General features: G+C 52.4%; 12 protein-coding genes and 1 tRNA gene. 5 read left to right on the forward strand and 8 right to left on the reverse strand.

Annotation, left to right across the window (positions count from 1 at the left end; translation table 11 throughout):
• Positions 1-534: 534 nt before the first annotated feature.
• From AAGD24_RS03230 to AAGD24_RS03240, 3 genes are read right to left on the reverse strand one after another with little or no spacing between them, the layout of a single operon-like run.
• Entirely contained in the window at positions 535-822 is a 288-nt protein-coding gene (locus tag AAGD24_RS03230) for a hypothetical protein (protein WP_379866567.1), read from the reverse strand.
• On the reverse strand, positions 812-2008 hold the full coding sequence (locus AAGD24_RS03235; RefSeq protein WP_379866569.1) for a tyrosine-type recombinase/integrase: 1197 nt from the start codon (positions 2006-2008) through the stop codon (positions 812-814). Before AAGD24_RS03235 ends, AAGD24_RS03230 begins: the two co-directional genes overlap by 11 nt.
• A complete protein-coding gene (locus tag AAGD24_RS03240; RefSeq protein ID WP_379866571.1) occupies positions 2001-2240 on the reverse strand; it encodes a hypothetical protein in 240 nt (79 codons plus the stop codon). Before AAGD24_RS03240 ends, AAGD24_RS03235 begins: the two co-directional genes overlap by 8 nt.
• A gap of 150 nt (positions 2241-2390) precedes the next feature.
• Here AAGD24_RS03240 and AAGD24_RS03245 point away from each other — a divergent pair, with 150 nt between their 5' ends.
• The 5 genes from AAGD24_RS03245 (at position 2391) to drmC (ending at position 10159) form a co-directional block, all read left to right on the forward strand.
• Positions 2391-2636 carry a helix-turn-helix domain-containing protein gene (locus tag AAGD24_RS03245; RefSeq protein WP_379866572.1) on the forward strand — a complete coding sequence of 82 codons (246 nt, stop codon included), beginning with the start codon at positions 2391-2393 and terminating at the stop codon, positions 2634-2636.
• Between the two features lie 221 nt (positions 2637-2857).
• Positions 2858-4105, forward strand: coding sequence for a DNA cytosine methyltransferase (locus AAGD24_RS03250; RefSeq protein WP_379866574.1), 1248 nt, complete (start codon positions 2858-2860; stop codon positions 4103-4105).
• On the forward strand, positions 4098-7529 hold the full coding sequence (gene drmA / locus AAGD24_RS03255; protein ID WP_379866575.1) for a DISARM system helicase DrmA: 3432 nt from the start codon (positions 4098-4100) through the stop codon (positions 7527-7529). Before AAGD24_RS03250 ends, drmA begins: the two co-directional genes overlap by 8 nt.
• Before the next feature lie 5 nt (positions 7530-7534).
• On the forward strand, positions 7535-9334 hold the full coding sequence (gene drmB, locus AAGD24_RS03260; protein WP_379866577.1) for a DrmB family protein: 1800 nt from the start codon (positions 7535-7537) through the stop codon (positions 9332-9334).
• 54 nt (positions 9335-9388) lie between these two features.
• Positions 9389-10159, forward strand: coding sequence for a DISARM system phospholipase D-like protein DrmC (drmC, locus tag AAGD24_RS03265; RefSeq protein WP_379866578.1), 771 nt, complete (start codon positions 9389-9391; stop codon positions 10157-10159).
• Here drmC and AAGD24_RS03270 read toward each other — a convergent pair whose 3' ends face one another.
• From AAGD24_RS03270 to AAGD24_RS03290, 5 genes are all read right to left on the reverse strand, one after another.
• Complete coding sequence (locus AAGD24_RS03270) at positions 10160-14128, reverse strand: Eco57I restriction-modification methylase domain-containing protein (protein ID WP_379866580.1); 3969 nt, start codon at positions 14126-14128, stop codon at positions 10160-10162.
• The gene (gene drmD, locus AAGD24_RS03275; protein ID WP_379866581.1) at positions 14128-17211 is read right to left on the reverse strand and encodes a DISARM system SNF2-like helicase DrmD; all 3084 of its coding nucleotides are present in this window, start codon (positions 17209-17211) and stop codon (positions 14128-14130) included. Before drmD ends, AAGD24_RS03270 begins: the two co-directional genes overlap by 1 nt.
• A gap of 412 nt (positions 17212-17623) precedes the next feature.
• Positions 17624-17700: transfer RNA gene (locus AAGD24_RS03280), tRNA-Arg, on the reverse strand.
• 302 nt (positions 17701-18002) lie between these two features.
• Complete coding sequence (locus AAGD24_RS03285; RefSeq protein ID WP_036202912.1) at positions 18003-19841, reverse strand: protein kinase; 1839 nt, start codon at positions 19839-19841, stop codon at positions 18003-18005.
• Between the two features lie 9 nt (positions 19842-19850).
• On the reverse strand, positions 19851-21461 hold the full coding sequence (locus AAGD24_RS03290) for a dihydrolipoyllysine-residue acetyltransferase (RefSeq protein ID WP_036202916.1): 1611 nt from the start codon (positions 21459-21461) through the stop codon (positions 19851-19853).
• Positions 21462-21474 lie beyond the last annotated feature (13 nt).

Here is a 21474-nt window from a genome sequence, read left to right on the forward strand (position 1 = left end):
GATTTTAGTCTCTATTTCTTTTGATAGCAACTTCCATTCATTGTTGAATGTTAAGACTGGTTCATCGTTCATTGATGAATGTTTTTGTGCTTTTTCTGGCGAGAGCTACTCCAACCTACTTCGATGGGGAATGACCACGACCGACGGAGGGAGTCACTGGGCAATGGCGTAATCAGTGTTTCTAGAAATTCATCACAGCAATTGTCGAATAAAAGGCCCGTGGTATTCGTGGAATCACGGGCCGCTACGTTTAACTTTAGAATATCTCGGGTAAAGGAACGAACTCTTGGATGAACCCATATGGTGGTTGCCCGAAATGCAGAATCAGTAAGAGTGCGAAGATCCTTTGGTTCGTTCGTGGAAGAGGACTCCCTGGCTCGTAAGGAAACAGAAATGCTCGGATATCTCCAAATTCCGAGTGAAGACGAAGTTGGACAATCGGCGCTTTGGTTTGACTGCCCCCGATAGCGATTGTAACAACGAGGTAAGTCCCAACTTCGTGTGATGACTTGCAAATGAGCTTGGCGAAGCGATTCATCGGTCTGCCTCCCAGCGATTCAGCGATTTTTCCAGCTCCATCATCAGAAATACCAGCGTCTGACGGGTCGGAACTAGACTATGATCGAGCAACTGAGCGCGTACCCATGTCCGAAGGGCCTGCGCATTGGATTCCTCTTCCCCAGTACCTAACCAATAGATAAGCCCACATCCATTTTGGATTTGGAGGGCTCTATTCAAGGCTTCTGCAAGCTTTTCAACTGACTGCTGATCGGGAACTGAATAGCTGTTGCTATTTTGGATTAGTTTAAGATTAGGCGTCACTGCCAGCCTCCCGGGGGTTACTGTCGAATTCGGTAATAAGAAGTCTTTCGAAGGCTGAGCCGTCCTTCCGAGTAAGGTTTGGCACATATCGCGAATACACTCTGAAGAGCATCTCCGTTGTGGTATGCCCCATCTGCCTAGCGATCCACTCCGGATTTTCGCCCGCAGCAAGCCACAATGTGGCAGCGGTGTGACGGGTCTGATAAGGACGGCGTCTACGTAGCCCGAGATGGCGGAGCAGTGGGTACCAAATGCGTTTAGTCACGTTGTTATGGTTGAGGGGATTGCCTTCGCGGTTACAGAACACAAAGATATTGTCGCCGGTCGCTTTTTGCTGATCCTTTAAGGCGTCGAACACCAGCTGAGACATCTCAATGTGACGGTAGCTGCCATCGGTTTTCGTCTGCTCAATTTCTCCGTTGACCAGTGCTTGGCGAACCAGAATCTGCCGCCGCTGAAAATCGACACAGTCCCACTGCAAGCCATCGATCTCACCAGTCCGGAGTCCAGTGAAGAAACGTATGGTGTAGTAATTCCTGAAATCTTCCCGGACCGTCTGCAGAATCAGCCGTACCTCTTCCAACGAAAAGGGTTCCACATCCGACCGTGGCACTTTCAGTGATTTGATCCCCTGATAAGGTGAAGTAAACTCATACCGGTTGGCCGCCTCTCCCAGAATCATGCGCAAAGGCGTCATGATGCGGTTGATACGGCTGGCGGAAAGTGGCTTTTTGCTCCGGGTTTCTACTTTGGCGAGTGACGCCCGGAACGAAAGAATTTCCTGCCTGGTGATGTGGCCAACCTCCGACTCTCCGAACTCTGGAATCAGATAGTTCTCCAGTGTTCCCTCAATCGTCGTGATGTAGGAGCGACGCCACTGAATTCGCATCTCGTCCAGCCACGTTTGTGAAAACTCACTGAAAAGCGGCGTGTCGTGAGCCGCCCGAGCCCGCCGCAACTCAGCCTGCCGCGTAAATTCCTGCGCTCTCGGGCTATCGGGGAAATACTTGTTGTATTCGAAAATCCCCAGAGTGATTTCCGCCTCGATTCTTTTCAGAATCGCCAGAAGTTTCTTTCTGTTCGCAGGCGTGTCGTCGAGAGCGGTCTGCTCTCGGCAACGCTTTCCGCGGTACGTGAAGTCGAAAAACAACTTTTGCGTAGATTCACGCGCTCGAACGCTACCCATTCAGGCGCCCTCCATTAGCCATAGGAATTGCAAGGGAGTGGTGGCCAGAGTGTTCGAACATGTCCCTCTCAATCGGCTCCCACAGATATAAAATTTTCCGGCCGCCAAACGGCCTGATGTAGTGCACACCCTCAAGCAGAACAGAATCTTTCAGACGCTCCCGGATGGTCCGAGCGTCGTAACGAATGCGTTCCGCAAGCTCCTCAGTTGTAAGGTATTCTGTACTTTTCATATGTAGCTCCTTTGCGCTTTATGATGCGTACACGCTACATAGTATGCGAAAGGTCGACGCTGTCAAGCGTCGTTTGTAGATTTTGTTCAACGTTGGATGAAACTGGGCAGCTCATTCGGTAGAATTCAGTGATTAGCTAAGGACGCCCCAATGATTAGATTCCGCCTGAAAGAGCTGATTGCAGAGAAAGGATTTCAAGAAAATCGTAGGGTTACATTGGATGAGGTTTCGAAAGAGACTGGAATCCATAGAACCACCCTTTCAAAAATAGCGAACCAGCGTGGCTACAACACCACAACCGACATTCTGGACAAGCTTTGCAAGTACTTTGAAGTAGACCTCCAAGTGGTTGCCCAGTTCGTAGACGTTGACGATGTGGAGAGTAAAGAACACTAGTATTGGCTTATGTCGAACAATAGAAGGGGAGAGTTCCCGGGGCCCTCGTTCAAGCCTGTTGATAGGCCTTTGGACTTTTTCGTCGGAGTTGAGAATTCAACTTCCATTACCTGACATTTTTCCAATGTTTCTAGGCAATTCCGGTTTGACTGCATCACTCCCATGAGAGTGAGACCGGAAAGGGCTACTTTTCATAAAACAAACTATAAGTGAGTCAATGCGTGAGCAGTAAGCCGATTAAAACAATGATTTCCCTTTTTAGTGGCGCGGGAGGACTGGACCTTGGACTCGTGGCTGCTGGGTTTCGGAATAAGCTCTGCGTTGAAATTGACGATGCCTCCCGGGAGACACTTCTTGCGAACCATCCCACATGGAAATTGGCTACTCCAGGGGATATTCACGAACTTACACCCGCTGAAGTGATGCAGCAGGCTGGGGTGGAGCCTACAGAACTCACGCTTCTGGCTGGCGGACCACCATGCCAACCATTCTCAAAATCAGGGTACTGGGTAACAGGAGACACGAGTCGACTAACTGACCCCCGAGCAAAAACCCTGCGAGCATACTTAGATTTAGTCCGAGAAGCGCAACCAAAGGTACTTTTGCTTGAGAACGTCAAAGGCATAGCTTTTTCAAAGAAGGATGAAGGGCTTCAGCTGTTGGTGGATGAGCTAGATAAAATCAACAGTTTGAAGAAAACGAAGTACATACCTCACGTTATAGCGTTGAATGCGGCTGACTACGGAGTTCCTCAATTAAGAGAGCGGGTTTTCATTATTGCCAGCCGAGACGGTTCCGACTTTAATCTGCCTGAACCCACCCATTTCAGTCCCGAGAAATTTGAGGGCAAGGGAAATCTCCACTCAGCTGCGTGGGATGCCATTGGTGATTTGGATGTCGATATCTGGCCTGAGGAGGTCAAACCCTCAGGCAAGTGGGCCGACTTGCTTCCGACGATTCCTGAAGGGCAAAACTATCTCTGGCACACAGAGAGGATGGGAGGGGTCCCGCTGTTTGGCTGGCGAACTAGATTTTGGTCATTTCTTCTTAAGCTAGCCAAAAATAAACCGAGTTGGACGATCCAAGCTCAGCCCGGTCCTGCAACTGGACCATTTCATTGGAAAGGGCGTTTGTTGTCGATCCGAGAACTCGCCAGAATCCAAACGTTTCCAGACGATTATCAGTTTTCCGGAGATCGGCGAGCGGCTCACAAGCAGATTGGCAATGCCGTCCCGCCTGCGATTGGGGAATTGTTGGGGTTAGAGATTCGGCGTCAGTTCTTTGGTGAGCGTGTACGAAAAAGGTTAAGGCTTATCCCAGAGAGAAGAGTCGACTGCCCTCTACCGGAAAAAGCCAAAGCTGTACCCGAGAAATATTTGTCCCTCTGTGGCTCTTACGATGCCCACCCCGGAACAGGGAAAGGTCCAGGAGCACAAAAACGCGAACCTAAGGAAGACGTTTATGCCTGATAGCAGCAAACGAGAGTCGCGCTCACGAATTCTTGAGGCGCTTGAGCGTGAGTTAATGGGGCCCACTTCTGCAGATGAGGCAATTACTGAATTCCCGACCACTCGATACATAGCTGGACGACTAGCCCCTTTAGAATCAGAAATTTCAGAGCTGGAAAACGAGGAAATCGCGGCCGGGAACGATGATGATGAAGGAGGCGAGTTTGAGGCTCAGCCTCCGCTGATTGTTGGCTTTAGCCCTTCCTCCATGGGGCTCTCCTTCCTTGTTCCAAATGATACAAACACCATTAATGCCAATGTGTCGTGGGGCGACTATCGCCGTGAAAAGGACGAGTCCGAAGGCAGAACTCACTGGCAGCGGTACGAGCGGTCAGTCTTAGTTGAAGATATACCAGTCGATGCTATCGGCAAGCTCAAACCAATTCCCTTATCTAAGTCTAATGCTCCTAAGCATGTGAGTGTTACGCCGCAAGGCTTCAGAAGAGCAGGTGAGGATGGAGATGGTGATGGGCAGGTATTTCTAGAAGGGGTTGTTCATCACATTGATGGGGCCAAAGCAATAAGCCTTTTCCTCGTCAATAGGCGCCCTAAAGGCGAGGATTCCGATAGGGCTAAGGACGAGCAATGGCTGATGCAGCCGAAGCTGAAAGTATTTTCAGCTGATGAAGCCCCGATCTTTATAGCAAAGGGCTTCGACAAAGATATTTCTAAGGATCCGGAAATCGCCACAGCCAATCTGCTATATCGAGATGCGAAAGAATTCGCCACGGGCCACGGAGTTGCAGCAGGGTGGGAAGGCGTTAGTGCGGAAAGTGATCGAGCGAGCCTCCTTTACACTGATTTTATCCCCAATTTTGAAGTTCCGAGTTTGATTGCTCAAAGCGGCGACATTGCCGGTTTGAACTTGGATATGTGGAAGCATAGTAATTGCTCCACTCCAGGAGAGGCATTCGATGCTGTCGAGCCTTTAATTTTGGCCTACGAGCAGTGGGTTTCAAATAGAAAGAAAGAGGCAAAGGGTGCTCCGTTTGTCTCCACGAAGGAGAACCAGGATACGACAAAGGTTCTAATAGAGGCGTGTGATGATGCAGCCCGCCGGATGCGCGAAGGTCTAGAGCTCATTAGAGATGAGCCGAAAGCCTTTGACGCATTTCTGTTTGCCAACCATGTGATGTGGGACCAGCGTATTCACGCTAGTTGGGCGAGTCGAAATCGAGACAACGGAGAATTGGTTGGCAAGCCGGGGGACTTCGACGAGCCAGGCAACCGGTCTTGGCGACCATTCCAGATGGGCTTCATTCTGCTGAATATCGCGAGCATGGTGAATAAGCCCAAGGCGGGAGAAAAGATCGCTGCAGATCGCAAACTCGTTGATCTTCTCTGGTTTCCTACCGGTGGCGGTAAGACCGAAGCCTACCTTGGCCTTGCAGCATTCACTTTGGCTCATCGGCGACTCCGCGGTGACGTCAACGGACTCGATTCCAGCGCCGGTGTAGCTATTATCATGCGTTACACCCTGAGGTTGTTGACGGTCCAACAGTTCCAGCGCGCAACGGCACTGATCTGTTCCTGTGAGCTGCTACGTCAGAGCGATCCGGAGAAGTGGGGAGAAGAGCCCTTCAAGATTGGGCTTTGGGTTGGTAAGGCCACGACTCCAAACGACGCCAAAGCTTCCGGCAAGGCTCTTGAGTTCTTGGATGAGGGCAAGAAACCGAGAGACGGAAGCCCGATTCAATTGGTTTCATGTCCTCGTTGTGGCACCTCTTTGGTAACTCCCCAAGGAAAGCCGGAAAATCAGACCTATGATTTTGATAACACTCGTCTGCGAACCCTCGTCCGGTGCCCTAATCCGAAGTGTGAGTTTTGTGCCCGTAAGTCCAATGACCAGGGCCTACCAGTGGTGGTTGTTGATGATGAGATCTATCGGGAATGTCCGTCACTGGTCATCGCTACTGTGGATAAGTTTGCCCGCATGCCATTCAAAGGCGAAACTCAGGCGCTATTTGGTTTGCGAGATCGATACAGTCCAACATATGGCCACCTAACACCGGGCCATGGCGACAGACCTAACCAGAGAGTGGTAAAAGACGAGCAAACTGCACGTCGATTAATGCCCCCAGAATTAATCATTCAGGACGAGCTGCACCTTATCTCTGGCCCGCTGGGAACAATGGTGGGGCTTTACGAAACCGCCGTTGATTTCCTGACACGCGTAGAAGTTGAAACTGGGGTCGCTCTACCGGCAAAAATCATTGCATCAACAGCCACCATACGGCGAGCTCGCGAGCAAATCCGTCAGCTATATAATCGTGATCTTGCGATATTTCCACCCAGTGGCTTGTCGTCCAAGGATTCCTTTTTTGCCAAAGAACAGACAATTAAAAATGACGACGACAAAACGGCGGGTCGTCTATATGTGGGCTTAAATGCGCCCGGCTCCAGTACAAAAACTCTGCTTGTGCGAGTCTATGCGGCGTTGCTTGCAGCGGGTGAGGCAGAAATCACTCGCGACCACGAGGCAGCAGACCCGTACGCCACTGTTGTGGGTTACTTCAATAGTCTGCGTGCCCTCGGCGGTGCCCGTAGGCTGGTTGAAGATGATATCAAAAAGCGCCTCCGGTACCTGGCCCAACAGAGAGGGTTTCCGCAGCGTTACATCAATGATCCAGACGAACTAACAAGTCGCCTCGACTCATGGCGCATTCCAGGGTTGTTGAAACGTTTGGATAATCGATTCCCTCGCGAGAAAGGCAAGCAGTACCCCGTCGATGTTTTGCTTGCCACCAATATGATTTCCGTGGGTGTGGATATTGATCGGTTGGGCCTGATGGTTGTTACCGGTCAACCTAAAAGCACCGCTGAGTACATCCAGGCAACCAGTCGAGTAGGGCGAAAACACCCAGGCTTGGTTATTACTATGTACAACTGGCTGGGTGCTCGGGACCTCTCTCATTACGAACATTTTCGTGCCTATCACGCGGCGCTTTATCGCCATGTTGAAGCCATCAGTGTGACCCCATTCTCCTCACGTGCGCTAGACCGGGGCTTGCGTGGTGCATTTGCGGCAATGCAGCGTTTGGGTGGGCAGAACATGGCCAGAGAAGTCCATGCTCAGAACTTTGATCCTGCTTCGACCGACACGGATCTAATGATTACCGATGTCACAACTAGGGCGGCAGATCTCGTTGGAAAGAAAAACGCAAAGCTTGTAAACGAGCGGCTCATGTCCAGTCGTGATGATTGGGCCCACTATGCGGATGATTTATTGCGCTACTCCTGGCTAAAAAGTGATGAGCGGCCACCGAATAACTCACGCGTATTGCTGAGGACATCTGGGACAGATAATGAAGGGCAGTGGCCAACTCCCGGGTCTTTGCGCGAAGTCGAGCCAACGGCTGCGTTCTATTTGAGTGACGAGGAGTAACAAGGATGTCGAGTAAAAGAGCTATTGGTGACGTTCGCCCCAGTCAGGTAATCACAACTTTTGGTCCAGGCGCGATCGTGGATTTGCAGACTCTTTCAGTCATCGTCGCTGGCATTGACGGTTGGCGACTTGATGAAGATCTGGCGATTCACGAGCCTCGTTTGCAGCGTGCCCTTAAGGTTAAACGTTTTTTTTCGGCGGAACCCGCGAGCGGCAATTACTTTACCAAGCGTGGAACCGTGCCAACGTTTCTGTTTCCGCGATTTCAAGTATGCACTCATCCGGAATGCGCGACTCTGTCAGAGCCTGGTGAAGAGCTAGTTGAGTACAATGAAAAAACACAGGAAATGGAATGCAAAGCACCTAACTGCAAAGGTAGGGGAAGATTCCGCGCTCCTACAACTCCTGCACCATTTGTCGTCGCCTGTCCTAGTGGGCATATCGACGATTTCCCATGGCGGGCCTATGTCCACAGAGATGCGGAAAGCACATGTAAAAAGCGTATGCGGCTCGTCTACTCGGGCACCACGGGATCCGTGTCTGACATTTGGGTCTATTGCGCATGTGATGCCAAACGAAGCGTGAGTGATGCTTTTGGTGAAAATCGGGGCATGGCATTGGGAGAGTGCACTCGGAAGCGACCATGGCTTGGTATAAAAAATAAGGATCCAAAAGAGTGCAAACACGCTGGTCAATTGAGAGCCATACAGCGTGGCGCTACCAATGGCTGGTTTCCACTCGTTCGCAGCGCCTTGGCCATCAAAGAGGCCGCCAGCCCGATTGGTCAGGCATTGAAGAAGTGCCCGCAGCATCAGGTTGAAAAAATCGACTCGTCAGAGAAGCTGCAAACGCTCCTCGACATGGATATGTTTCCGGCCCTTGCAGAATTTAAGGCGGAAGATATATGGCAGACGCTACTGAAAGAGCGTGGCGAGATCGAGACAGATGAAATTGATCTTCGCTTGCCAGAGTGGAATGCATTTCGCGACATAGAGGGGAGCAATCAGGGCGACCGATCAGATTTCTTCTTGGAGGCGGGCGAGGTACCCGATTTCTTGTCCCAAGAAATCGAGCGGATTGTATTGGCCCGCAAACTATTGGAAGTGCGGGCCCTTACAAGTTTTACTCGTATTGACTACGCCTCTGGCATGGATGACGACGGCATGGGTGCGTCGCGTGCACCGATTTACAAGGAACGTCAGGACTGGCTGCCTGCAGTAGAGGTACGGGGTGAAGGTATCTTCATTGAATTAAAAGAAGAAACTTTGGCTAATTGGGAAGACCGGTCCGCAGTAAAAAAACGGGCAGCGGCCATCGAGCAAAAATATGGGGAATGGGCCAAAGAGCGCGGAGTAGATGCGGATGACTTCCCTGGCGCGCGCTATCTGTTGCTGCACAGCTTGGCCCACGTATTAATGCGCCAGCTCGCGCTGGATTGCGGCTACTCCGAGTCGTCTGTGCGTGAGCGGATTTATAGTAGTACTGACCCTGAACGCAAGATGGCTGGAATTCTGCTATACACCGCAAGCGCTGACTCTGAGGGTAGTCTCGGCGGCTTGGTCGATTTGGGGACGAAGGAGCGGTTTCCAAATTTGATTCATAGCGCACTGAAAAATGCCAAGCGGTGCTCATCGGATCCGCTCTGTGCTGACCATCAACCAGACGTTCACGCCACCATCAACGGAGCGGCCTGCCATGCCTGTGTATTGGCTCCAGAAACTTCCTGCGAAGCGTTCAACCGCTTCCTGGACCGCAATTTCCTCGTGCCCACGATGGCGTACAACGATATGGCTTATTTCAAATAGGGCCTCGCTATGTCCAGTCCCCGAGGCAAGTCGGCACATACAACGGCGGAGAGTGTGCGTCAGCTAATCAATGCTGGTGCCTTCGACGAAGTCATAAGAGCTTTGGATTCGGGAGCCCTAACCTCAGAGTCCGGTGCGGCTAGCATTGCCAAGTTGGCCGCTGGGCGAGGAGCAGTAGATAGGGCCCTTCGCGGTTTGGTCTTTAACTGGGCGAGTCACTTCGTTGCCCTCGGCAACTCTGATTTCGCCCTCCAGTTAGAGACGATAAAAGAAGCCGTAGCACTTACAGACAGGGAGGCTACTCAAACCGAAGTAGTGTGGACTGGCCCCAAAGTGGAAGGTTCCTATCTCCGAGCGACCCGTCAAGTGGTGCAGGATATTATTTTGGCGGCTAGGTCAGAGCTGTTAGTAGTGGGGTATTGGCTGGCTGGCAAGGAAGATTGCGAGGGCATTATCAATGACATCATTGATTTAATGGCCGACGCGGTTGCGCGAGGGGTGAAGGTCACCATGGTGCTGGATGAGAGGGAAAAAGGTTACGGTAAAAACAATCGCGATACCTTGGTGGCCTTGTGGCCCAAAGGTGTTGAGGAGCCGAAGCTGCTAACCTGGAGAATCCCGCCCGGCGACAAGCACCTCAAGCTGCACGCTAAAGTACTTGTGGCCGATCGTAACGACGCACTAGTGACCTCTGCCAACCTCACAATGTATGCCTTGGATCGCAACATGGAGATGGGGGTCCGAGCGCAGGGGCAACCAAGTGAACGAATTGCTCAGCATTTTGAGCTGCTACGGCACAAGCAAGTTCTTGTGCCGTATGGATGATTAATGCCTTTCCTGTTCGTGACGCTCTTTATTGAGCGCTAATAGTCGCGCAATCACTTCATCACGAAGTTCATCCGGCCAGCGGTAGCGCCAGGGAACAGCTTTGCCTTCCTCAACTTCATAATCTGGCTCGAAGACATAACTAAGTTTGAGGTCCTCCCAGCCATATGCCTTTAATACCGATTCATCCATATTTTGATGCAAGCGCCTAAGCTCCGTTATTTCCAACGAACATTCGTCAGGATCATGGAACCTGTTGTACGTTTTGGTTAGTCCTTGGTTGTTTTGCACCATTAACTCTTTGCGAAAACCAAAATAATCATCAGCTGCCGATTTGAGGGATAGTTCCTGTCCGTTATACGGAGGGAATGGGAACGTTTCAAAGCAATCTGATGGGGTATAGACAGGATCATCTTTCATGGAAGAGCCAAAAAATAATGCCCATTCTTCATGAAAGCGTGACTGCATGACACAGAAGTCAGCCATAGATTCTACTGCAAAAATGATGAGTTTTTGATCGTAGACCATGCCGCTAGGTAGGTAAGTAAATGTTCGGTATTTACTTGTTTGCCCAGCTACAAGAACCCTGGAGAGATCTTTTATCGCATTGTAAAGAGCTGGTCGGGATCGAAGAAATTTCCACCAAAACTCCTTACCACCTTTGTCTTTTTGCTTGTCTCTTGCAGGTTTAACCTTCAGCTTCACGATTTCATACAGATCAGGCCAACGCTTAGCCTGCTCTTCATCCAAATCAGAAAAGTCAATTATATACCGATGATGTTGATGAGTTGGGGAGTCATTGACCTCAGCCCCACCAATATAGGGATAAATTCGCTCCTCATTTTTCGGGGTTTTCTCAACAAGTCGATTCATTTCCGAAATGGAGTTAGCAGCCCCTTTTTTGTCCGAATCGTCGAAGGTAAAACCTAAGCCCAGAGGAATACTGCCTTGAAAGCTTTTTTCGGAATTGGCGTAAAGAACGAACGGATCTTCACTATCTCCCTTGTCAAACAGATAGGCTGTTATCTGCTCTACTCTTTTTTTGTCGAGATAAATTGGGCGTTCGACTCTGCCTTTGTTGACAAAAATGAGGCTAACGATCACGGCCGCCTTTCCTGGCCATGGCACCCGTCTTTGAGCGTTGTAGATAAGACCGCCGTGATTGATTATCCATCTAAGCCCCGTGCTACGGGTATCACCTTGCCGGATGGTTTTGGTTGCTATTAAGCCAAAGCTTCCACTACGTCGGAGCAGATTAAAGGCACGACGGAAGAAATGTGCAACCAAATCTGAGTTCCCATGGGACTCCTCATGTAGAAGCTTAAGCCATTCAATAAAGAAGTCGCGGCTCCCCTCGATGGTGGTATTCTTCCCGGCAAAAGGAGGGTTTCCCACAAAGGCATCAAAGCCACCATTTTCTCGATGAAAAACTTCGGGGAACTCTATATGCCAACAGAAGGGCTGAATTGGCTTGTCACCAGAAGTAAGGCCCTTCAGGATTTTCTCAATTTCCTCGGCGGCTGATTCATCATCACCTAGCCGGTCTAGCCAGTACTGATATTCGATCAGTTTTGCCTCGCGCTGCTTCTTGCTAGAACCGTTGAAGAAGGCTGCTATAGCGAGCGTGGCTTTTTTACGTGCGCTTGTGAGAGATTCTTCCGCAATGCGGTTTTCTCTCTCTTTTTTGATAAATTCGTGATCGGGTATGGCGTGAATTGCTTCCCGATGTTGTTCCGCTGCGTCAAGACCTTGGTCAGTCTGATCGGCGAACAATGGGCCAAAATCGTTGCCGACTGGTTTCCAGGTAAAATTTCGTATCTGCTCAGGTGATAGTCCAACCAATGAGTTGCCTTGCTTGAGAGCATGGTCGACAAAGGTAAACGGTCGATCAGTTGACAACGTAGTGAGCCATAGCGACAGTTTGGCCATCTCTACGGCGAGCCGGTTCATGTCTACACCATAGATACAGCGCTCTGCCACATAACGACGAGCGAATACCAAGCGTTCCTCCCGCGAATCCGGCATAAGGCTTTCACCAGGCTTCCCCTGCGAGGGTTTGGCAAATGGCATAGTAAGAACTGCGTCAGGCTGATTGGCTGCCATTCGTTCCCAAGAGTCCACTAACCTTTCGGCGAGATAGCGTGTTGCCTGCACAAGGAATGCGCCAGAACCCATGGCAGGGTCGCAAACCTTGAGACCCAATATTTCTGTGGGCGCTTTGATCAATTTGGGCTCAACCAACAGGCCAGGCTTGCCCTCTTCATTGACATAAACTTGATGTTCCAGAGTTCTGCGAACTACGGGCTCGGTGAGTGTAGGCGGCGTGTAGTGGGCGCCACTCGATCTTCGGTTCTGGCCGAAAGTGACGTAGAGCCCACACGGTCGGATGATGCCCAGCGGTTTCAAAAAGCGCTCCACCGGCTTGGCTCGCTCTAGAAGTTCAGAATCATCAGTGCCGAAGTTCACCAACGTGTGCCTGTCAGGATTTCGATCTAGAACCTTTTTGACCGATCCTGACGTTTTGCCGGTATGACGGCTGACAGCTTTGATTAAGTCTTCGCGTTCTTTATTCCAAAAATCGTCCGAGTTCGCTGGCTCTGGTTCGGGAATCTTCGTGCTGCCCTGCAGTAATAGGAGCGTTTGGTCGGCAGGCGCTCTGGCTACGCGGCGATCTAGCAGGCCTTCGTACATATGCCCAATTTGTTCGACCGCTAACATCCGGTAGCTAACGAGCTGACGCACGCCGTCCGCGTTTGCGTATTTAAGACTGCGGAGGATGTCGCGTATTGCCTCATCTTTGACCTTGGGAGGTTCCGGGATTTCCGTTGGCCACCCACCGTCTTTCGTCATCCCTTCTAACAAGGGATAACGCGCGGGATCGAATAGCTGACCTCCGTGAGCGGCGACGCGAATATCCGCATCGACACTACCATCATGTAAAAGTCTCGAACTGGCGAGCAAGCGAGCATAGGCAGCGTAAGAGCGCTTGAGCTTTTCCGGGGCAAGGCGTTTGGTATCCTCCAGCTCGGTTAGCAGATGGAGCACCCCGTAAGATCGGTCGTAAGCCACATTGCCGTGGGGAAGCAAGCCATTCTCTTCGGCGTACAATGTGAAAATGAGGCGCATGATAAAGGCGACCCCAGACTCAAAAATCTCCGCTTCGCTATAATTTCGCAGAAAACGGCCATCGAGTTCAGCATCGACTCTGTCGAACTCATGAACGAGGATTTGAAGCGCGGTTCGAACCTGATTACCAAGCTGGTCTGCGACATCCAGTTGCCGTTCTCGACTCTGCTTTATTAGTTCAAGAATTGTTTGATCCCGAGGCCCAGCGAAAAATCGTGATTCACCAAGTAGATCCTTAAAGGCGGCCAGCGTAAGAGGGTCGTCGTTCCATGTCTGCGTGGTCCAGGTCATCCAGGACGTTGTTTCCGACGGTGAAGCAACAACAAGGCGCCAGGATTCACCGTTTGTCAGCAAGCCGATTTCTACGCCAGTTTCACGCAGCAAACGATCGAGTTTGGTGGTGGGCGATGCTTTCCAGCGGCCTCTCTCATGGAGCCATGGTTTGTCCAGTGATTGCTCTCGTGGCACTTCAATGACCAGCATGATGGCGCTGTCTTCGTCCAAGAGAACGCGGCTGGGACGCAGTACTTCTTGCTGCTCGTGCAGGTTGACTACCTTGTCAGCAGGAATGGACGCACCGACCTGCCAGTAGTTTTGATCGTTGAGACCGAGGAAATCTTTGAGGATGAAGTTAATCCAGGCAGGCTGGCCGTTACCCTCAACCATGCCTTTCGGAAGATTCCAAATTTCGCGTTGTTTCCTGAAAGCTGCAATTTCGGCTTTGTCGAGCGATCTGAAGTTGCCGGCGTCTGCCAACACTGGCTCACTCAAGACCACGCCTGAAATTTCGACACTGGAAAGCCAACGATGCTGGCGGCTGGCGACTCGCTTGTTCGTGGGCATCAATGGCCATCCCCAGGAAGGATGACTTCCAAGGCAACCGGGTACATTCTTTGATCTGTTACTTTGTATAGATCTTTCTGACGTTTTGGTTCTGTTTCTCGCTCTTTCACGAGTTCCTCAAGGCGTATCTTTAGCTGGTCAAAGTGTCTTTCTCTTTCTTCCAAGGCTTCAGTGCTCCAATCTTCGCCTTCGAATCCATACTGCAGGTTCAACTCTTTCTGCCGCTTGTCCCATTCTTTGATGGCTTTTCTGATCGAGGATATGCGCTCAGTCGCAAGACTTTGTGCATGTTTCCGAGCGAGTTCTCCCCGATCATTAAGGGTGCCAATCAGCCTGCTGGCTTCCTCTTCTGCCTTGAAAGATAGTTGTTCCGTTATCGCTTCAATGTGCGGTGCTATTAGCGTTTCAACAGTTCCGATGTCACCGGAAAAGCGTTTGGCATCGTCCGGACGACGGACTTCCTGCCTTACGACCGTGTCCTCGCGGAGGGCGAGGTCGCAACGAACCACGCCTTCATGCAGTCGATTGTGTTCCGGCCCCAGCAGAACCAGTCGGCCCCATGCAATGACTGCCGGAGTAGTGACCTCGCTGGATTCAGATACGACTACTCTGTTTAATCGACTGTGTGAGCTTAACGCGCCCCACATTTGGACTCTGAACGTAGAAGTTGCCCTCCGCATCAGTGGGTGGTCAAGGTGTACGATTCCAACCGCATCGTCTTCTCTTGCTTTGTTGCGGTTGAAAGAAAGGCGCTTTTGCAGGAAATCTCTGCTGACGTAAGCTTTGCATTCTGTCCAGGATGTCGGAACCTGAGTTAAGACGAACTCATCACTACCCAAGTGATCGATAGCCTCTTCACAGCCCTCAAGACTTAACGCCTGGCGCAGTAATTCGAGCTGATTATCGTCAGATATATCAAGTGCGCTTCTGGCCTTGTTCAATGCCTCGACCATCTGTGAAACGCCTTCATTTTCATGCGCTTCAATGGCCATTTCTTCTCGTGCGATTCGTCGGCGCGCATCATCATCTACAGCAGTAAGATTGACGGCTTGGCCAAGAGCTTTTTTCTTTACGTTGTCCGCGATTAGCGCTCCGACGCTCCCGAGATCGCTTCTGATGGTTTCGACTTTATCGACGATGTGTTTAAGGAACTCAGAGTCTTCCTGGTTTTTGTAGACAAAGTGATGAATTCTAACCTCATCTGCTTTTTGTCCGTGTCGGTCAACACGGCCGTTTCTCTGCTCCAAGCGAATGGGATTCCAAGGAATTTCATAGTGGATGAGGTTGCGGCAGTGCTTTTGGAAGTCTGCACCTTCAGAAGCGGCGTCCGTGGCCAGCAATATTCGCACATTGGTTTCACTATCGGGCGCCTGAAATTCATCGTTAATTAGTTTTCGATCACCGTCATTCATGCCACCAATAATGGTTCTGGTCGCATCACGAAAGCCATGTTTTTCCAAGATGCGCTCAAGGTAATTGAGGGTGTGCTTGTACTCGGTAAAGATGATGACTCGCTCACCATTCCATTGATTGTCGTGGCGCAAATTCTCATTGATCCAGGCGACAAGCGCGGCTGCTTTGCTGTCCTCCTGAGTGGAGAAATGTGAAACCTGACGGTCGACAATTTCAAACATACTCGCCAGCATGCCTTTTTCATCGGTGGTTAATTCGCCGATTAGCTTTGATGCGGCATCGGTAGCAGCTTCTAGGTTGTCTTCTTTGTCTTCGTCATCGCTCCAGTCCTCAGATTCTTTCTGCTCCAAATTCGTGAACAAAGATTCACCGATCTGGAGTTCTCCCTTTACACCAGCGTTCTGTGTATGGACGACAAGACTTTCTCGAAGGGCTAAGGGTGACGACAGCGCTCGTTTTTTGAGGAGAGTGAGAATGAACTGAAGTGGTCGTTCAGATCGTTTGTTCGCAGACTCTAAGCGACTTTCCGTATAAGTCTTGAGCAAATTGAAAAGCCTTTGCTCCTCGCCCTTCAAAGTCACATAGAGCTGGGGGTCATTGGATTCGTCGCGCGGCAGAATTACTCGTTGAGGGAAGCGACGTGTCCCATCTGGATTAGAGATTTCCTGTTTGAGCCGCCGGATGGTGACGGCGGAGAGTTGGGTCTTGTCGAGGTCTGTCCCCCGCGAGAAACGAAGATTATCCAGGATCTCCAACAACCCGGTGAAGCTCTCGCGGTAGCCATTGTGTGGGGTGGCTGTGAGAAACATCTTGTGTTCGAACCGCTCGGAAATTGATCGGAGGAGCTGCGTGCGCTCTGAATCACGAACATACTGTTTTTTTCCAGACGGAGCAGCATTATGAGCTTCGTCCAGTATCAGTAGATCCCAGGGACGACGGTTAGGGTTTTCATCAACTCGTCGCTGAGTTAACTCATCGAACAAGCGGCGAGGATGTTCAGTCTTCAAGTAATCAATCGAAGTCACAAGGCGAGGAAAGCTAGCCCAGGGGTTTATGCTCGGTCCGTACTCTTTTCTCATTTTTAGTACGGAGTCGCGGTCAATGATTTTGAACTCTAGGCCAAATTTCTCTGCCATTTCGTCAACCCATTTTATCTTGAGGTGGGCCGGGCAGACTATCAAGACATGGCTTGCTCTGTGGCTGTGTATAAGCTCCTGGGTGACGAGTCCGGCTTCGATGGTTTTACCTAAACCAACATCATCGGCTAGCAAAAGACGAACTCGGGGCATATTGGTGGCACGGATTACCGGTGCCAACTGATACTCCTCCATTTGTACCCCGCCTCTGAAAGGTGCCTGGAGCATATCACCAACTGCTAAGGAGCTGGCGCCCCACTGGAGGGATCGAATGAACGCATCAAAAAGTTTGGGGTCGTCGTTTGAGGTGATGCTGGGGAGAGACGTCGACTCAACAAAAGATGGTGCAACCTCTCGTTCCCAAATAACGTGGATATTCTCTCCAAGGGCGTCGTCGCTGAGGCATTCAAGCGTGACCCTGTGGATAGCCTGATCCGTCTTCGTTTTCGTTCTGTTGACTGCCGTGACCGCCCAGATTTTGTGGCGCAATCTGACTATTTGTCCCTGTTCTGGAGCTGCATCTAGCTTCTGCATATCTTCCCGATTTCAGTGATTTGATAATTTGGACAACCCTGGTGCGGGGGCTTGCGGCGCAACAAAGTAAGATCATCGCCCGAGCAATAAAGCGGGCGCGCAGATGCAACCTGTCACTCCCATTTAATCTGAAAGCGCCATTGATGAGGTCTGCTTTTTCATGTGCCTTAGGAAGTTACCGCAAATAAGGGGCAAAGGTCACGACGTTAGGGTTTTCTTTGTTGGTTGGAAAACGAAGGGCACTGCCAGGGCACCATTTGGGCACACACGAAAAAATAGAGAAAAAATCGGTCTTTGGAGCTGTTCGTGCAAAAGTCAGGGGATTAGTGCGGAGAATTTTCAAGGACTCAGGTGCGGATGACACAGGATAAAAAGAGGGGGGGGGTAATAACTCATTGAATTGCCAAGTTAATGGCCCGCCCGAGAGGATTCGAACCTCTGACCTCCGCCTCCGGAGGGCGGCGCTCTATCCAGCTGAGCTACGGGCGGTTATCAACAAAGTTGGCAAGTTTGACCGTTGCCTTCGGTTCCAGATTTTTTCAGTGACCCTTGCCTCCGGAGGGCAACGCTCTATCCAGCTGAGCTACGGGCGGATTAACACTTTGTTCGAGAAGTCTAGAGGTCATGCTGCGCATGACTCAGCTGTACTGTCTCGCTTCGCTCCCAGCATAAAAGCTACGGGCGGATGAAATCTAACGCTTTGGCGTCAATTTCGAGTGCGCAATCTTACGTGTGATGGTGTTCTCTGTCCAGCCCTGTTGGTATCAAAGAGTTCAGTCAAGGGCCTTGAATCAACCATTCGTTGTCCGGGGGTTTTTGGGGTAGTAACGCTCCGGCAGCCGTTCGATATGAGGGAAGAAGCGGGTGTCCTTGTAGGGCATTTTCATAAAGCCGGAAACGCCCAGACCAGTGATCTGGCCGACCGCGGACAGTATCTCATCCAGCAGGCGGCTGAATTCACTTTCCCGGTCCGGGTCCAGCAGGCGGTAATGGCTGTGGATCTTGAGGTGTCGGGGCAGGGCCTCGAAGATGATCATGCCGGTGTGGTGGATGTCGTTGAGGGATTCCAGCGCGGTGATGATGGTTTGCGGCAGCACCAGGAATTCCTCCGGGTCGGGGCCGTCTTCGAAGTAGGAATGAACCCGTGACTCGTCTTCCACCTCCGGCGCGGCACTGACTTCGTATTTCAATTGCATGCCGGGCTCGGGCACGAAAGGCTGGTCGGGTTCGGCGCGGTCGATGTGCAGGGTGTTGCGGGCGTTGAACAGGCAACTCTTGAAAATCCCCTGGCGGTAGATGGCCTGGGCCAGGTACACCATGTTGTTGACGGCGCGGATAAACGCGGTTTTCAGTGTCGGGTCGTGCAGGTTCAGGGACGTGTCGATATAAACGCCATCGGTTTCCCAGCGCACGGCGAGTCCTCCTTCGACGGGATACCGCCCCAGTCGGCTGACGGCGGCCAGGAAGGCTTTTTCGGTTTCTCCCATGCCTTGCATGAAATTTTTATAGTAGCGGTCCAGCTGCACATCGTTCACATCATTGAGGGTTTCCGGGGCGCCTTCCTGGCGGAGGAAAGACTTCCGGGAGCTGTAAACGACCGTGTCGATTTCATGATCGGAGGCGCGGGTCCACACCGGCACCATGGGGGCCAGCGGTGGTTCCGTGAGATCGATCATCACCGTGCGTGCCATTCGCGACATTTCGTTCAGGTAGTAGTCACCGGCTTTTCGCCGGGTCTGTGGGTCCGGGGACAGCATTCCGTCGAGCATGCGGGCGAACTCCATCGGCAGCCCGAGGGACGCGGCGGGAATGGCCTGGTGCCCGAACCGGCAAGACTGGCCGGATGCCAGCGCATACAGTGTGCCCGCAGCGCCCTGTTCATCAAAGCGAGGGGAAGACAGCCCACCGTTCAGTTGTTCCTCACCGATGAAGTAGACATCCCCCAGCCGGGCGTTGGTCTGTTGCAGGTTATCGGACATCAATTCCATCACGTTGGTGGTGAGGAACTGCTGGTTGGCGTCCAGCTGGGCGAACACCGACGAGCCCCAGTCGATCAGGGCAATGTTTTCGGTGCTGGCGTCAAACACCAGGTTCGAGGGTTTGATGTCACCGTGCACGATGGGGCGCCCCGAGGGGCCATTCTCGCGGCGCAGGTTGCGCAGGATATCCGCAATCTGGTCGGCAATCCGCATGACCAGTCTGGGTTTCAGCCGGCCCTCCCGCAGGGACACCTCTTCCAGGTTCAGGCCTGCCGCGCGTTCCATCACCAGGATGGGTTGGTTGTGGGCTCGTTGATAGGCAACCAGGCGAGGCACCCTCGGATGCCGGACCTGCTCGAGGATATAAGCTTCATCTTCCAGGCGGTCCTGCAGGTGTTGGGGAAGGTTGATGCGGGTGAATTTGAAGACGTGTTCGGGGCCGGCGCTGTCCTGGTGTGGCAGGCGGCCCGCGAATACAAAGCCGTAGGCGCCTTTGCCGATCAGTTCGATGTCCTGGTAACCCAGTTGGCGAAGCTGGGCGGCGCAGAGCGCCACCCAGTCCTTGAGCTTCTTGGCATCGTCATGGCTGAGCAGATAGATCGACTGCTCTTCTGGGATGTAGAACTGCTGCAGTTGCGTCTTCTGCGCCATGATACTCCGTCAGCCCAGATGCAGCAGCATCGACTGCGGCGATTCCAGGTAGCCTTTCCAGCGATTGCAGAAGCGTGCAATGGTGCCGCCATCAATAATGCGATGGTCGCCTGCCCAGCTCACGGTCATGATGGACCGCTCGACCACTTGGCCATTGCTGTCAAAGCGCGGCAGTTTCTGGGTACGGCCAAGGGCCACAATCGCCACTTCCGGTGGGTTGATGATCGGGGCGGCGTAGGTGCCACCCAAAGCGCCAATATTGGAAATGGTGATGGTGCCACCCTTGAGATCCTCCTGGCTGACACGGCCCGAGCGGGCAGCCTCGGTCAGGCGAGCTACCTCGTCGGCAATGCCCAGCAGAGTCAGGTCTTCCACACCCTTGATGTTGGGAACCATCAGCCCGGCTTTGCCGTCCACGGCCATGCCGATATTGCACTGCGGCTGGTAGTGGATCTCGGTGACGTCGTCGTTGAGGCGGCTGTTGAGTACCGGGTACTCCTGCACCGCCAGGGCCATGGCCTTCATGAAGAAGGGCATCAGAGTCAGCCTTGATCCGTTGGCTTCGGCTTCTGGTTTCAGTTGCTCCCGTAGTTTGAGCAGGTCGGTGACATCGATGTCCTCACTGTAGATGAAGTGGGGAATGGTGGTCGCCGAGGTAACCATGCTGCGGGCCATAGCGGCTTTCATGCCGCGGATGGGCTCAACGCGCACTTCCTGTTCCCGGGATGGCCGACGGCGCTCACCGCCTGAGCTTGCCGGTTTCGACTCGCCGGAGCTGTCCTGTGCCGGTGAGGTTGTGGCGGGTTTGTCGAGATGAGCCAGTACATCGGCCTTCAGTACCCGGCCATCCTTGCCGGAACCTGCGATGTCCGCCAGGTCCAGGTCGTGTTCGCGAACAATGCGGCGTACAGCCGGGCTGGCCGGCGTCCGCGGTTGGTTGCGGGATACGACGGGTTGCGCGGTGGTTGGCGTTGGTTTCGATTCTGCTTCCGGGGCTGCGTGTGACGTTTTCTGGGCCTGGGCCGGCTCGTCACGCTCACGGGGAACGAACTCAAACAGCGGAGAATGCACCCGCGCCATTTCCTGCTGCTTATGGTAAAGCTTCGTGACACGGCCGGCCTTGGGGGCGGTGATCTCGACCATGGCCTTGTCGGTCATGACGTCCACCACCGGCTGGTCTTCTTCGATCTCGTCGCCCTCGGCCACGCGCCATTCCACCACTTCGCATTCGACGATGCCTTCGCCGATGTCCGGAAGGATGAAGTCTTCCGTTGGGTCGTCGCCATCTGCTTCGCCGGAGCTGGCTTGTGCCTGGGTTGCCGGCGTTTCGCTGGCCGTTTCCGGGGCTTTGGGCTCAGGCGTTGAATCTTGCTGGCTGTCGCCGCCTTCCTCCACCAGTTCAAACAACGGGGCGTGCACTTTCGCGATGTCCCCTTCCTTGTGATAGAGGCGCGTCACCTTGCCTTTATAGGGCGCCGGGATCTCCACCAGCGCCTTGTCGGTCATGACTTCGGCCACCGGCTGGTCTTCTTCGATGATGTCGCCTTCGCTGACCAGCCACTTGACCAGTTCGCACTCCACGATACCTTCGCCGATATCGGGCAGTATAAAATCACTCATGATTGCTCTCCTG

It is taken from the genome of Marinobacter sp. M5B (assembly GCF_042604615.1).
GTDB classification, from domain to species: Bacteria; Pseudomonadota; Gammaproteobacteria; order Pseudomonadales; family Oleiphilaceae; genus Marinobacter; species Marinobacter salarius.

Excerpts from the sequence above, each read along its gene's own strand:
- AAGD24_RS03270 (WP_379866580.1), bottom strand. The coding sequence starts at position 14,128 with ATGCCCACGAACAAGCGAGTCGCCAGCCGCCAGCATCGTTGGCTTTCC.
- drmA (WP_379866575.1), top strand. The coding sequence starts at position 4,098 with ATGCCTGATAGCAGCAAACGAGAGTCGCGCTCACGAATTCTTGAGGCG.
- AAGD24_RS03235 (WP_379866569.1), bottom strand. The coding sequence starts at position 2,008 with ATGGGTAGCGTTCGAGCGCGTGAATCTACGCAAAAGTTGTTTTTCGAC.
- AAGD24_RS03240 (WP_379866571.1), bottom strand. The coding sequence starts at position 2,240 with ATGAAAAGTACAGAATACCTTACAACTGAGGAGCTTGCGGAACGCATT.
- drmB (WP_379866577.1), top strand. The coding sequence starts at position 7,535 with ATGTCGAGTAAAAGAGCTATTGGTGACGTTCGCCCCAGTCAGGTAATC.
- AAGD24_RS03245 (WP_379866572.1), top strand. The coding sequence starts at position 2,391 with ATGATTAGATTCCGCCTGAAAGAGCTGATTGCAGAGAAAGGATTTCAA.
- drmD (WP_379866581.1), bottom strand. The coding sequence starts at position 17,211 with ATGCAGAAGCTAGATGCAGCTCCAGAACAGGGACAAATAGTCAGATTG.
- AAGD24_RS03285 (WP_036202912.1), bottom strand. The coding sequence starts at position 19,841 with ATGGCGCAGAAGACGCAACTGCAGCAGTTCTACATCCCAGAAGAGCAG.
- AAGD24_RS03290 (WP_036202916.1), bottom strand. The coding sequence starts at position 21,461 with ATGAGTGATTTTATACTGCCCGATATCGGCGAAGGTATCGTGGAGTGC.